The sequence below is a fragment of the Actinoplanes aureus genome, assembly GCF_015704865.1.
Lineage (GTDB): Bacteria > Actinomycetota > Actinomycetes > Mycobacteriales > Micromonosporaceae > Actinoplanes > Actinoplanes aureus.
In genome coordinates this window covers 307,395-320,379 of record NZ_JADQTO010000007.1, presented here as the reverse complement: position 1 = coordinate 320,379, position 12,985 = coordinate 307,395, and the positions used below count along the sequence as shown (strand labels likewise).

General features: G+C 68.2%; 12 protein-coding genes. 8 read left to right on the top strand and 4 right to left on the bottom strand.

Going from position 1 to position 12,985, the window contains the following annotated elements; genetic code table 11:
- Positions 1-56: 56 nt before the first annotated feature.
- Both I4J89_RS17615 and I4J89_RS17610 read right to left on the bottom strand, forming a co-directional pair.
- The gene (locus I4J89_RS17615; RefSeq protein WP_196415062.1) at positions 57-404 is read right to left on the bottom strand and encodes a hypothetical protein; all 348 of its coding nucleotides are present in this window, start codon (positions 402-404) and stop codon (positions 57-59) included.
- Entirely contained in the window at positions 401-1,840 is a 1,440-nt protein-coding gene (locus I4J89_RS17610) for a PspC domain-containing protein (RefSeq protein WP_196415061.1), read from the bottom strand. Before I4J89_RS17610 ends, I4J89_RS17615 begins: the two co-directional genes overlap by 4 nt.
- Positions 1,841-1,972: 132 nt before the next feature.
- On the opposite strand from I4J89_RS17610, the gene I4J89_RS17605 reads away from it, so the two are divergent.
- The 8 genes from I4J89_RS17605 (at position 1,973) to I4J89_RS17570 (ending at position 10,478) form a co-directional block, all read left to right on the top strand.
- A complete protein-coding gene (locus I4J89_RS17605; protein WP_196415060.1) occupies positions 1,973-3,235 on the top strand; it encodes an ATP-binding protein in 1,263 nt (420 codons plus the stop codon).
- Complete coding sequence (locus tag I4J89_RS17600; RefSeq protein WP_196415059.1) at positions 3,232-3,900, top strand: response regulator; 669 nt, start codon at positions 3,232-3,234, stop codon at positions 3,898-3,900. Before I4J89_RS17605 ends, I4J89_RS17600 begins: the two co-directional genes overlap by 4 nt.
- Before the next feature lie 242 nt (positions 3,901-4,142).
- On the top strand, positions 4,143-5,780 hold the full coding sequence (locus I4J89_RS17595) for a peptide ABC transporter substrate-binding protein (RefSeq protein WP_196415058.1): 1,638 nt from the start codon (positions 4,143-4,145) through the stop codon (positions 5,778-5,780).
- Positions 5,781-5,909: 129 nt separating this feature from the next.
- Entirely contained in the window at positions 5,910-6,836 is a 927-nt protein-coding gene (locus tag I4J89_RS17590; protein ID WP_196415057.1) for an ABC transporter permease, read from the top strand.
- Positions 6,829-7,770: an ABC transporter permease gene (locus I4J89_RS17585; RefSeq protein WP_196415056.1), complete on the top strand. Its 942-nt coding sequence runs from the start codon at positions 6,829-6,831 to the stop codon at positions 7,768-7,770. Before I4J89_RS17590 ends, I4J89_RS17585 begins: the two co-directional genes overlap by 8 nt.
- Positions 7,771-7,795: 25 nt before the next feature.
- Positions 7,796-8,806: an ABC transporter ATP-binding protein gene (locus tag I4J89_RS17580; RefSeq protein WP_196415055.1), complete on the top strand. Its 1,011-nt coding sequence runs from the start codon at positions 7,796-7,798 to the stop codon at positions 8,804-8,806.
- Complete coding sequence (locus I4J89_RS17575; RefSeq protein WP_196415054.1) at positions 8,799-9,806, top strand: ABC transporter ATP-binding protein; 1,008 nt, start codon at positions 8,799-8,801, stop codon at positions 9,804-9,806. The genes I4J89_RS17580 and I4J89_RS17575 overlap by 8 nt, the downstream gene beginning before the upstream one ends.
- 255 nt (positions 9,807-10,061) lie before the next feature.
- The gene (locus tag I4J89_RS17570) at positions 10,062-10,478 is read left to right on the top strand and encodes a hypothetical protein (RefSeq protein WP_196415053.1); all 417 of its coding nucleotides are present in this window, start codon (positions 10,062-10,064) and stop codon (positions 10,476-10,478) included.
- Between the two features lie 99 nt (positions 10,479-10,577).
- Here the strand turns inward: I4J89_RS17570 and I4J89_RS17565 are convergent, their stop codons facing one another.
- On the bottom strand, positions 10,578-10,868 hold the full coding sequence (locus I4J89_RS17565; RefSeq protein ID WP_196415052.1) for a chorismate mutase: 291 nt from the start codon (positions 10,866-10,868) through the stop codon (positions 10,578-10,580).
- A gap of 225 nt (positions 10,869-11,093) precedes the next feature.
- Positions 11,094-12,935 carry a bifunctional metallophosphatase/5'-nucleotidase gene (locus I4J89_RS17560; protein ID WP_196415051.1) on the bottom strand — a complete coding sequence of 614 codons (1,842 nt, stop codon included), beginning with the start codon at positions 12,933-12,935 and terminating at the stop codon, positions 11,094-11,096.
- Positions 12,936-12,985: the final 50 nt, after the last annotated feature.

Sequence of the window (12,985 nt, the reverse complement as noted above, 5' to 3'; positions counted from 1 at the left end):
CGAGCATATTGCCCCGCCCACCGGTCAACTCGCGGTGGGCGGGGCATGGCACACGATCAGTCCTGCTTGGGTTGTTCCCTGGTGTCCTCCGGGTGCTCCCGGGCGAACCGGTGACCCGGATCGTCGAGGAGCTCCTGCACGATCGACGCGTGCATCTCCGGGGGCAGGTCGCCCGGCGTCTCGATGACCGCCTCGGCGGGAACCGGGGCGGGCAGGTCCCGGCGACCGGAACGGAGCGCCCCGAGCAGCCCGACCATCCCGAAGAAGATCAGACCACCGGCGGCGATCCAGCCCACGGCGGGCAGGTGCAGCGTGACCACCCGGGAGATCGCCCACCAGAACGCGACGGCCAGGAAGAGCAGGCCGAACGTGAGCGAGATGGCGTCCATGCGGTGCGGCTTCATCGCGCCACCTCCAGGTTTCCGGCCTCCATCTGGAGGTTCAGCAGCAGGGTTCCGCCGCCGGCTCCGTCGATGCCCAGGTCGCTGGCCGACTGGCTGCCCGCGTCGTTGAACTCGTTGCCGAAGAGCAGGGTGCGCCCACCGTCGAGCCGGACGTCCGCGGTGGTGTCCACCTCCGGCGGCAGCAGCACCCGCAGCTGGCCCAGCTTCATGGTGACCGTGGTGGACTGCTCGGCACCGGCGAAGTCCACCTGCCGCAGGTCCAGGGTGACGTTGCCGAAGGTGAAGTCGTAGCGGTCGGCCACCTCGGCGAGGCTCGCCGGCCGGTACACGCTGGGCGTGAAGTCCTGGCCGAAGCGTTCCACGCCGGTCGAGACGATCAGCCCGAAGGTGACCAGCACGGCGAGCGCGATCAGGCCCCGGGCCCGGCCGAACCAGGTACCGACGATCAGGCCCAGCGCGATGGTCGCGAGGGCCAGCGCGAAGTAGGCGGAGACCGCGACGCTCATCCCGGCCATGTCCAGCGCGGCCAGCACGCCCATGGCGACCAGCACCGCGAAGAAGGTCAGCCGGCCGAGGACCGAGCGCTCCTTCGGAGGCTTCGGAGGCTTGGCCGGCTTGACCGGCGCGGGCGGCTGCGGGGGCAGGTTCGAGGATCCGGCGTACGGCCCGTGCGGCGCGAACGGCGGACGGAACCCACCGGTCGGCGGCTCGTAGCGGGGCGGAGCCGGCGGCGCGGTCACCGGTTCTGCGGTCGGTGCGGTGGCGGCCGGCGGGGTGAACGCCATCGTCGGCTCCTCGGCAGTGGGCGGGGCCGGCGGGGTCGGCGCCGGCGGCGGCGGAGCAGCCGGAAATGTGGTCTCCCGGCTGGGTACGCCACCCCGCTTGATGAGCAGGAACGCGCCGATGATCACCGCAGCCGCGAGCATGCTGGCCCGCGCTCCCGAGTTCACGATGAACGCGAAGGTCAGCAGCGCGGCGCCGCCGAGCAGCACCACGGAGAACGGGGCCATCCCGGACTGCCCCTTGCCGAGCAGCGACTCGATCGGCGAGGCGCTGTCGCCCTCGGACGGGATGATCAGCCAGCCGATCAGGTAGAGCAGGACACCGGTGCCGCCCAGGATGCCGAGCACGGCGAGCATCACCCGCCACAGCACCGGATCGGTGTTGGTGGCCCGGGCCAGCGCGCCGCAGACACCGGCGACGTACCGGCCGTTACGCGGGCGGACCAGTTGCTGACGGGCGAATGCGGCGCCGGCCGAGGAGAGCCACGGGGGCACACCGGCGTTCGGCGGAAACGCGGAGCCGGTCGGCGGTGGTGGCGGTGTGGTGGTGGTCGTGGTGTCGTCGGCGGGCGGCTTCTCGGACGATGCCGGCTCGCCCTGGGGACCGGCACCCGGCGTGGAAGGTCCGCGGGGTTCGGCAGCTTCGTCGTTCATGGTTCGATCGTGCTTCCCGGGCCACCCCACTCGCTTCCGGAGCCGACCCTGAGGCCACCCTGAGATCCTGGCCCTGGTTTCCGGGGGAAGTTACCCGTGGCCCCGGCTTGTCCCACATGTGACGATCGAAGCGTGACTACCGCTGCCCCGCCGCAACCACGCCGGCTGTACCGGCCGCGCGACCACCGCATCGTCGCGGGCGTCGCGGTCGGCCTGGCACGCCATCTCGGCCTGCCGGTGCTGGCGGTGCGTATCGCGCTCGTCGTGCTGCTCGGCTTCAACGCCCTCGGCCTGCTGCTCTACGCGGCCTACTGGGCGGTGCTCCCGCAGGAGGCCCGCGCCGATGAGGAACCGGCCCGCCGCGACTTCGCGGCGCTGATGCCGTTCGCCGCGATCGGCCTCGGCGTCGTCCTGCTCCAGGCGCTGGTCTTCGACGACCAGGTGACCACCACCGCGGGCTGGATGATCGCGGTGATCGCGGTGGGTGCCGGCGTGATCTGGCACCAGTCCGATCCGAGCCGCCGCGACCAGGGCGCCGACAACAACATCGCCTCGGCCCCCTGGTTCGCCGCCTTCGTGTCCGAGAACGATCGGCGGTCCTTCGTCTTCCGCTTCATCGGCGGCGGGATCCTGGTCGCGGTCGGCATCATCGGCGTGGTCGCGGTGTACGCGCCGGCCGGGTCGCTCGCCGCCGTCTTCAACGGCGTGATCTTCGCGTTCGTCGGCCTGCTCGGCGTCGGCGTCGTGGTGGCGCCGCTGGTCTGGCGTACGTTCGGCCAGCTCCGCGCCGAGCGTGAGGGCCGGATCCGGGAGCAGGAGCGGGCCGAGCTGGCCGCCATGATCCACGACCAGGTGCTGCACACCCTGGCTCTGATCCAGCGCAACTCGGCCGACATCAAAGAGGTGCAGCGGCTCGCCCGCGGGCAGGAGCGCAGCCTCCGCAACTGGCTCTACCGGCCCACCGGGTCGCCGACCGAGCGTTTCTCCGCCGCACTGGAGCAGGCCGCCGCCGAGGTCGAGGACACCTTCGCGATCACCGTGGAGACGGTGGTGGTCGGCGACACGCAGTGCGACGAGCGGGTGATGGCGCTGGTCGCCGCCGCGCGGGAGGCGTTGGTGAACGCCGCCCGGCACGCCGGGGTCCAGACTGTTTCGCTCTACGCCGAGGTGGAGGAGGATGAGCTCAGCGTCTTCGTCCGGGACCGCGGTGCGGGCTTCGAGATCGGCGGCGTGGCGGAGACCCGGCACGGCGTACGAGGATCGATCATCGGGCGCATGCAGAGACATGGCGGGCGCGCCGAGATCCGCAGTGCACCCGGTGACGGTACGGAGGTGCGGCTCATGCTTCCCGTTTCGCGGGAGAGCGTGACCGCCGGTAAGGAGCAGGCACGATGACCGAGTCCGTGGCACAGCCGGAGGACCGCCGGCTCACCGTCTTCCTGGTCGACGACCATGCGATGTTCCGCGCCGGCGTGCGCGCCGAGCTCGGGGTGCACGTCGACGTGGTGGGTGAGGCGAGCACGGTCGCCGAGGCGATCAGCCGGATCGCGGCGGTGCAACCCGACGTGGTCCTGCTCGACGTGCACATGCCGGACGGCGGGGGACGGGCGGTCCTGGAGTCGGTCCGCCGCAGTCATCCACAGGTCAAGTTCCTCGCGCTCTCCGTGTCGGACGCGGCCGAGGACGTGATCGGCCTGATCCGCGCCGGCGCCCGGGGGTACGTCACGAAGACCATCTCGCCGGACGAACTGGCCGCGGCGGTTCGGCGGGTGGCCGACGGCGACGCGGTCTTCAGTCCGCGCCTGGCCGGCTTCGTGCTGGACGCGTTCGCGTCCCGGCCGGACGTGCCGGTCGCCGACCCGGAGCTGGACCAGCTCACCAACCGCGAGCGCGAGGTGCTGCGGCTGCTGGCCCGGGGGTACGCGTACAAGGAGATCGCGAAAGAGCTGTTCATCTCGATCAAGACAGTGGAGACGCACGTCTCGAACGTGCTTCGCAAACTACAGATGAGCAACCGCTACGAGCTGTCACGATGGGCCGCCGACCGACGCCTGGTCTAGGGTCCGTCAAGCGAGTTTCGTATCAGTCTGCACGGCTGCGTTGGGTACCCGAACGGACACTCCACGGTATACGCGCAGGTCAGGTCGGTCAGATCTGCCGAAAGAACGATCTTTGCGTCGGCGCCGGGACGTAAACGGCTAATATCGGCTTGATAACGGCGCTCATCGGTTTCCGTGCCCCTGTGTCACAGTGGCAGCTACTCACACAACCCCTCGTGAGCGCCCCTGAAGGAGGCACTCCCATGCCTGGGAAAAGCCCATGGAAGATGGCGGTCGGTGCGACCGCCATCGCCTTGTTGGCCGCCGGTTGCGGTAGTGGCGGGTCCGATGACTCGGCCGCTACATCAAATACGGTTTCGATTGGTATCGGCGAGCCCCAGCACTTGATTCCGTCGAACACGACGGAGTCGAACGGTGCCGAGGTTCTCGCGTCGCTGTTCTACCCGCTCGTCGACTTCGACGCCCAGAACCAGCCGGTCGAGGTCGCCGCGGAGTCGATCACGCCGGACAAGACCAACACCACCTGGACCGTGAAGCTCAAGCCGGGCTTCACCTTCCACAACGGTGAGCCGGTTGTCGCGCAGAACTACGTCGACGCCTGGAACTACGGCGCCTATGGGCCGAACGGCCAGGGTGGTTCGTACTTCTTCGAGAAGATCGACGGCTTCGCTGACCTGCAGTCCAAGGACCCGGACGGCGAGGAGGGCCCGCAGAAGGCGCCCGAGCCCAAGGCCAAGAAGATGACCGGTCTGACCGTCGTTGACGAGTCGACCTTCACGATCAAGCTTTCGGCACCGTTCGCCGGCTTCAAGTCGGTGCTCGGCTACACCGTCTTCTACCCGCTGCCGAAGGCCGCGTTCTCCGGTGACGGCGTCATCGCCGAGGGCTTCGAGGACGCCATCGTCGGCAACGGCCCCTTCAAGATGAAGGGCAAGTGGGAGCACGACGCGCAGATCGTCGTGGAGAAGGTCGCCGACTTCAAGGGCCAGGTCCCGAAGATCGACGGCATCACCTGGAAGATCTACCAGGAGGACACCGCGGAGTACGCGGACCTGGTGGCGGGCAACGTCGACGTGCAGACCCAGATTCCGATCGAGAGCCTGGCGAAGGCCTCCGCCGACCTGGGCGACCGCTTCAAGAAGAGCCCGAACTCCTCGTTCCAGTTCGTCGGTTTCCCGACGTTCCAGAAGGAGTTCGCGGACGTGAACGTCCGGAAGGCGATCTCCATGGCGATCAACCGCCAGGAGATCACCGACCAGGTGTTCCTGGGCTCGCAGACCCCGGCGACGTCCTTCGTCTCCCCCGTGGTGGCGGGCTACCGCCCGAACACCTGCGGCGCGGCCTGTGAGTACAACCCCACCGAGGCCAAGACGATGTACGAGGCCGCCAAGGGCCCGGCCGAGATCAAGATCACGTACAACGTCGACGGTGGCCACAAGGCCTGGGTCGACGCCACGTGCAACCAGATCAAGGCCTCGCTGGGCGTCAACTGCACCGGTCAGGGTGAGCCGAAGTTCGCCGACCTGCTGACCAAGGTGGAGAAGAAGGAGCCGGTCGGCCTCATCCGCCTCGGCTGGCTGATGGACTACCCGCTGATGGAGAACTACCTCGGTCCGCTGTACAGCACGACCGGTGGCTCCAACTACTACGGGTACAGCAACCCGGCCTTCGACAACCTGGTCGCCGCGGGCTCTGCTGCCGCCACGCCGGAGGAGGCCATCAAGAAGTGGCAGGAGGCCGAGGACATCCTCGTCAAGGACCTCCCGGTGATCCCGCTCCGTAACGGACAGAACGTGTTCGGCTACTCGGAGAAGGTCAACAACGTCGAGGTCGACCTGTTCCAGAAGGTGAACCTCTACAAGATCGAAGTAGTCGGCTGATTTAACCGCTCGAACGGTGGTGGCGTCACGGGATTTGTGCGACCGTGGCGCCACCGCTTTGTTGATCCCACTTCCCTCGTCGCCGTGCTCACGAGGCCGGCGCTCTTCCGCGGAAGAGGCTAAACCCGAATGTTCCGCTACATCGTGCGGCGCTTACTTCAGATGGTGCTCACCTTCTTCGGGGCCACCTTCGTCGTTTTCGCGCTGATGTTCGCCAACCAGGACGACCCCCTCCAGGCGTTGGCGGGCGAACGGCCCATCACTGAGAGTCAGCGCCAGGCGCTGACCGAGCGTTATCACCTGGACGAGCCCTTCATCGCCCAGTACTGGCACTACATGAAGGGCATGCTCACCGGCGACTTCGGTCAGTCGCTGACCGGGCGGCAGATCGGCGACATGCTGGAGGCCGCCTGGCCGGTCACCTTCCGGCTTGCCCTGCTCGCAGCCGTGATCGCGGCGGTCATCGCGATCGTGGCCGGTGTAGCGTCCGCTATCCGCCGCGGTGGCACCTTCGACAACGTCACGCTCGTCTTCACTCTGATCCTGCTGTCCATGCCGATCGTCGTGATCGCGCCGCTGGCTCAGCTGCTCTTCGGCATCCAGCTCGGTTGGTTCCCGCCGACCTCCGGCGCTGACCCGAGCATGTGGGCTCTGCTGTTGCCGGCGCTCGTTCTGGCGAGTTCGGTCTTCGCGACACAGTTGCGTGTCACGCGTACCTCGGTCGCCGAGAACCTGCGGGCCGACTACGTGCGCACCGCGAAGGCGAAGGGCCTGGCGTTCCGGCGGGTCATCTCCGTGCACGTGCTGCGCAACTCGCTGATCCCGGTGATCACTCTGATCGGTGTCGACCTCGGCAACCTGATGGCCGGCGCCATCGTGACCGAAGGCGTCTTCAACATCCCCGGTGTGGGCTTCAACCTCGCACGCGGCATCCGGACCGAGGACGGTCCGCTTGTGGTCGGTTTCGTGAGCGCCCTCGTGATCATCTTCTTGATCGTGAACCTGCTCGTCGACCTTCTGTACGCCGCTCTCGACCCCAGGATCCGCTATGAGTGACTTGAATTCGGTGACCGCCGCCGAAGCCCCGGACCAGATGTCGATGCAGCCGCGCCCGCGTCGTGGCAAGCAGGACAAACCCCGGAGCCTGGCCGGCGACGCGTGGAACGACCTGCGCAAAAGCAAGATCTTCTGGGTGGCCATCGTCCTGGTGGTCGTGGTTCTCCTGATGGCGGCCTGGCCGACGCTGTTCACCTCGGCGGACCCGCGTGACTGTGCCCTCAGCCGCAAGTTCGCCGGCCCCAGCGGCGGCGCGATCTTCGGGTACGACTTCCAGGGCTGCGACGTCTACGCCAAGACCATCTACGGCGCCCGTAACTCGATCATCGTCGGTATGGTGTCGACCGCGATCGCCGGCGTGATCGGCATGGTCGTCGGCCTGTCCGCCGGCTTCTTCGGCGGCTCGGTGGACGCGGTACTGTCCCGGTTCATCGACATCATGCTGGCGATCCCGTTCCTGCTCGCCGGCATCGTGCTGTCCTCGCGGCTCTCCGCGGACCCGAACGACGACGGTCTCATCGCGGTGATCCTGACCCTGGGTCTGCTGACCTGGACCACCGGAGCCCGTGTCATGCGCTCCGCGGTGATCTCGTCGAAGAACCAGGACTACGTCGCGGCCGGCCGGATGCTCGGTGCCGGCCCCGGACGCCTCATGTTGCGGCACATCCTGCCGAACTCGATCGCCGCCTTCATCGTCGTGCTGACGATCCTGCTGGGTGTCAACATCGGCGTCGAGGCGACGCTGTCCTTCCTCGGTGTCGGCCTCAAGGGCGACGCCATCAGCTGGGGTATCGCGATCTCCGAGGCCACCGGTACCGCCCGTGTGGCGGCCGCCCCGCTGGTCTGGCCCGCGACCTTCCTCGGCCTCACGGTGCTGGCCTTCATCATGTTGGGCGACGCCATCCGCGACGCCTTCGACCCGAAGTTGCGGTGACCCTGTGACTGATATCAAGGCGCAAATGGACGTCCTACCCGGCGTTGATCCGCGCGCACCTCTCCTCGAGGTCACCGACCTGCACGTCGAGTTCCGCACCCAGTACGGCGTAGCCAAGGCCGTCAACGGCGCGAACTTCTGGCTCTCCCCCGGCGAGACCCTCGCCATCCTGGGCGAGTCCGGCTGCGGCAAGTCGGTGACCGCCCAGGCGATCATGGGCATCCTGGACAGCCCGCCCGGCTTCATCACCAAGGGCGAGGTGCGCTACCGCGGCATCGACCTGCTAACCCTGCCGGAGGAGCAGCGCCGCAAGGTGCGGGCCAACCGGATCGCCATGATCTTCCAGGACGCGCTTTCCGCGCTGAACCCGGTCTACACGGTCGGCTTCCAGCTCGCCGAGGTGTTCCGGATCCACCGCGGCATGTCCCGCGGGGACGCGAAGAAGAAGGCGGTGGAGCTGCTCGACCAGGTCAAGATCCCGGCCGCGAAGGCGCGGGTCAGCGATTACCCGCACCAGTTCTCCGGCGGTATGCGCCAGCGCGTCATGATCGCCATGGCGCTCGCGCTCGACCCGGAGGTGCTGATCGCCGACGAGCCCACCACGGCGCTCGACGTCACCGTGCAGGCGCAGATCATGGGCCTGCTCGCGGAGTTGCAGCAGCAGCGCAACATGGGCCTCATCCTGATCACGCACGACATGGGCGTGGTCGCGGACGTCGCCGACCGGATCTCCGTGATGTACGCGGGCAAGGTCGTCGAGGAGGCCGCTGTCTACGACATCTACTCGCGGCCGGCTCACCCGTACACCCGGGCGCTGCTCGAGTCGATCCCGCGGCTCGACATGAAGGGCCAGCAGCTCAACGTCATCCGCGGCCTGCCGCCGGCGCTCACCGACGTTCCGCGCGGTTGCGCGTTCAACCCCCGGTGCCGGTACGCGAAGGATCCCTGCCGCCAGGATCCGGCGCCCCCGGCGTACGCCGTGGCGCCGCACCGTACCGCCCGTTGCCACTTCTTCCGGGAGGTCCTCGGTGACTGACGTCGTCCTGGAGACCAAGAGTCTCGTCAAGCACTTCCCGATCAACCAGGGCATCGTCTTCAAGACCAAGGTCGGTGCGGTTCAGGCGGTCGACGGCGTCGACCTCCAGCTGCGCCGCGGTGAGACCCTCGGCGTGGTCGGCGAGTCCGGCTGCGGCAAGTCCACCCTGGCGAAACTGCTGGTCGGCTTGGAGAAGCCGACCTCGGGCTCGATCATGGTGCGTGGGCAGGACATGGTCCGGCTCAAGGGCAACGAGCTGCGCCGGGCCCGCCGCAACATCCAGATGGTGCTGCAGGACCCGTACACCTCGCTCAACCCGCGGATGACGGTCGGCGACATCATCGGCGAGCCGTTCGAGATCCACCCGGAGGTCGTCCCGCGCAAGGGACGCGAGCGTGCGGTGCAGGACCTGCTGGACACGGTGGGTCTCAACCCGGACCACATCAACCGGTACCCGCACCAGTTCTCCGGCGGCCAGCGGCAGCGCATCGGCATCGCCCGGGCCCTGGCGCTCAAGCCGGAGATCATCGTCTGCGACGAGCCGGTGTCCGCGCTCGACGTGTCGATCCAGGCGCAGGTCATCAACCTGCTGGAGCGGCTGCAGGACGAGTTCGGTCTGTCGTACATCTTCATCGCGCACGACCTGTCGGTGGTTCGGCACATCTCCGACCGGGTCGCCGTGATGTACCTCGGCCGGATCGTCGAGCAGGGGTACGACACGGAGATCTACGACCAGCCGACGCACCCGTACACCCAGGCGCTGCTGTCGGCCGTACCGGTCCCGGACCCGCGCCTGCGTGGCCACCGCGACCAGATCGTCCTGGAAGGTGACGTGCCGTCGCCGGCCAACCCGCCGTCCGGCTGCCGGTTCCGTACCCGGTGCTGGAAGGCGCAGAGTGTCTGCGCCGAGAAGGACCCGGTCCTGCAGTTGCGGGAGCGGTCGCCGCACCCGAGCGCGTGCCACTTCGCGGAGATCCGCGACGTCGTGCACGGGCACTGACACTGCGAAAAAGGCCGGGAGATCAACGATCTCCCGGCCTTTTTTGATGGGCGGGATGCGCCGCATCCTGCCCAACGAGGGTCCGGAGCGGCCGGGCATCGCGGCGCACCCGGAAATGGATCATTCGGCACCCGATTCGGCCAGTAGATCATTGGTATCTGACCGAAAGTACCTGTATAGGTGCTTAGAGTGATTTGTCCGATCTGTCATCGTCTTAACCACGGAGGGAACAACACCGAGGAATGGGGAAAGACGATGAACAAGGTGATGCGGACGCTGACCATGGCGGGCCTCGGCTTGCTGGCCGGTGCTTCGGTCGGCGCGCCGGCCCTCGCGGCCGACAGCAGCGGCACGACGGTGAAGAAGCCCACCAAGAGCCAGGTCCAGCAGGACTTCGGCCGCGAGCGGGTGGCCGGCTTCTTCCGGACCTACCGGGCCTGTGAGCGGGCCGGCCGGATCGGAGACTGGGCCGGCAAGTGGGACGAGTACGAGTGCAACCCGATGCGCTTCGGGTTCCGCCGCGGTGCGTGGGTCCTCAAGGTGGAGCGCGACCGGTTCCGTCACTTCCGCGGCCACGACCGGCACGACTTCCGCGGCCACGACCGCCACTTCCGCGGCGACGGTCATGACTTCCGTGGCAACGACGGTCACGACTTCCGCGGCAACCACTGATCAGATCGCGCCTGGCCGGGCCCGTTTCGGGCCCGGCAGCGCTGTTTCCGGGGGCCGTTTCCCGCCTGACCGGTCCGGCGACCGGCGATGAGCCTCCGGTCAGAGCGGCCCGCGGCCGGAACGGAGCAGCAGCAGGGCGACCTGCGTGCCGTCCGGGCCGAGAGCGGCGCGGAAACGCTCGACGATCTCCCGCTCGCGGGCCAGGACCAGGCGTGTCCCACCGCTGGCCATGCGGGTCTTGCCGACCTCCTGCGAGAGGCTCGCGCGCTCCAGCCAGAGATCGATGATGGCCTGATCGATCTCGTTGATCCGCTCGCGCATCTCGCGGATCCGCTCGGCAGCCGGTTCTTTGCCCGCGCCGGTTGCCTGGTCCATCACATCGGCGGTCATGTCCTGCTCCTCGGGTGCTCGCGCCCCGGTCGACGACCCGGCCCGGGCAGCATCAAGCCCCGGGCTGGGAAGCCCGGGGCTTGATGTAGGTCTGTCGTTCAGGAGCGACCTACGGCTGCCGAGCTTCCGGTGCCGTAGTAAAAAAATCGCGCCTGCTGGATCACGAGCCGAGTATGCCCCCGCTTCGGACGGTCCCGCAAGGAAACCGCCCGAAGCGTGGGATGTTTACGGCGTTGTGGTGATGCGGTTGGCCGGTCCGGGCGCGATCGGGCCGGTGGCGAGGTACGCGACAAGCGCGTCCACGTCGAAGCCCGGCGCGGTGACCCGTCCGGTGCCCTGGGTCAGGTTGGTGAAGCCGTCTCCGCCGTTGGCCAGGAAGTCGTTCGTCGTGACGAGGTAGTTGGCGGCCGGGTCGATCGGCGTGCCGTTCAGCGCCAGGTTGCTGACCTTCGAGCCCGGTGCGGCCGACGCCGACCAGGTGTAGGTCAGGCCCGCCGACACCTGAAGGATCCGCTGGGTGGTCTGCCCGGCGAATCCGACGAACTGCTGCTCCAGCACGTTCTTGAGCTGCGTACCGGTGAGCGTCTGAGTGACCACCAGGTTGTTGAACGGCTGGACGGTGAACGCCTCGCCGTACGTCACCTGGCCGAACGCCTCGCCACCGGACGACTGGTCGGCGTCCAGATCGGCGCGGATGCCACCCGGGTTCATCAGGGCGATCTGCGCGCCGGCGCTCCGGGTGTACGCGAGCTGCGCGTCGGCGATCACGTCACCGAGCGGGCTCTCCCCGGCCGCGTTGGCGGCACGGAGGATGTCGGCGCTGATGCTGCCGACCACCTCGTTGGCGATCGGGGCGACCGCAGCGCGGTACTTGTCCGCCACCTTCTTCGCGGCCGCGTCGACGGTGTCCGGGTTCTTCAGGAACGCGCCGCTGGCGTCCCTCAGCCAGCCGCCTTTACCGTCCGGCACCCCGTTCTCCACGATGACGTTCTTCGCCGTGATCCCGGTGAACCTGCCGGTGCGCCGATCGAGGGTGTAGTCGATGTCGGTGATCAACTGGCCGTTGCTGCCGGCGCTGGTGACGATCGTGTCGGCGCCCTTGCTGTTCGGCAGCTTGCACGAGTAGAAGCGGTGCGTGTGCCCGGAGATGACGATGCTGATCGCCGGGTTGAGGCCGGCCACGATCGGCACCACCGGACCGGTGAAGTTGGTGCAGTCCGACACCCCGGGCGTCGGGGTGGCCGAACCCTGCGAACCGCCCTCGTGCAGCAGCAGCACCTGCGCCTTGACCCCGAAGAGGGTGAGCAGGTTGCTCCACTTGTTGGCGGTCTCGATCTCGTCGGTGAAGCGCACGTTCCGGATACCGGCCGGATTGACGATGGACGGCGTGCCCTCCAGAGTCATGCCGATGAAGCCGACCGGTACGCCGCCGACGTACTTGATGTCGATCGGCGGCAGGATCGGCAGCCCGGTCCTCTTGTCGATCGTGTTCGCCGCGAGGTACGTGAAGTCGGCGCCCCCGAAGCCGTCGCCGTCCTGACAGCCGTCGACCGGGTGGCAGCCGCCGCGCTGAATGCGGATCAGCTCGTCGACACCCTCGTCGAACTCGTGGTTGCCGACCGAGCTGACCTGGAGCCCGATCTCGTTCATCAACTCGATCGTCGGCTCGTCGTGGAACGCCGCGCTGACCAGCGGAGTGCCGCCGATCAGGTCACCGGCCCCGGCGGTGATCGTCTGGCGTCCCTCGGCCGTGGCCTCGGCACGCAGCTTCTTGAGGTACGTCGCCAGGTACTCCACGCCACCGGCCGGCGTGCTCGTCCCGCCGGCGTTGACCACCGCACCGCTGCCGGTCGGTGGGTCGATCGCACCGTGGAAGTCGTTGTAGCTCAGGAACTGGCCCTTGACGGTGGCACCCTTCGGCGCATCGTAGGCGGCCGACACCGGGTTGAACTCCGGCGGCGGTGCCGCTGCCGCGGTCTGCGCGGCCGGGATCGCCGCGACGGCTCCGGTGGCGGCCAGGAGCGCGGCGGTGAGGATGGCCCGGCCCCGGCGCTGGGGAAGAGGCATGGTTTCGATCCCCCGATCGGAGTGCTTTTCTAGCCGACTCGCACAGCCTC

Bases quoted from the DNA above. Each gene is read 5' to 3' on its own strand.
- I4J89_RS17615 (WP_196415062.1), bottom strand. From the start codon at position 404: ATGAAGCCGCACCGCATGGACGCCATCTCGCTCACGTTCGGCCTGCTC.
- I4J89_RS17610 (WP_196415061.1), bottom strand. From the start codon at position 1,840: ATGAACGACGAAGCTGCCGAACCCCGCGGACCTTCCACGCCGGGTGCC.
- I4J89_RS17600 (WP_196415059.1), top strand. From the start codon at position 3,232: ATGACCGAGTCCGTGGCACAGCCGGAGGACCGCCGGCTCACCGTCTTC.
- I4J89_RS17595 (WP_196415058.1), top strand. From the start codon at position 4,143: ATGCCTGGGAAAAGCCCATGGAAGATGGCGGTCGGTGCGACCGCCATC.
- I4J89_RS17590 (WP_196415057.1), top strand. From the start codon at position 5,910: ATGTTCCGCTACATCGTGCGGCGCTTACTTCAGATGGTGCTCACCTTC.
- I4J89_RS17585 (WP_196415056.1), top strand. From the start codon at position 6,829: ATGAGTGACTTGAATTCGGTGACCGCCGCCGAAGCCCCGGACCAGATG.
- I4J89_RS17580 (WP_196415055.1), top strand. From the start codon at position 7,796: ATGGACGTCCTACCCGGCGTTGATCCGCGCGCACCTCTCCTCGAGGTC.
- I4J89_RS17570 (WP_196415053.1), top strand. From the start codon at position 10,062: ATGAACAAGGTGATGCGGACGCTGACCATGGCGGGCCTCGGCTTGCTG.
- I4J89_RS17565 (WP_196415052.1), bottom strand. From the start codon at position 10,868: ATGACCGCCGATGTGATGGACCAGGCAACCGGCGCGGGCAAAGAACCG.
- I4J89_RS17560 (WP_196415051.1), bottom strand. From the start codon at position 12,935: ATGCCTCTTCCCCAGCGCCGGGGCCGGGCCATCCTCACCGCCGCGCTC.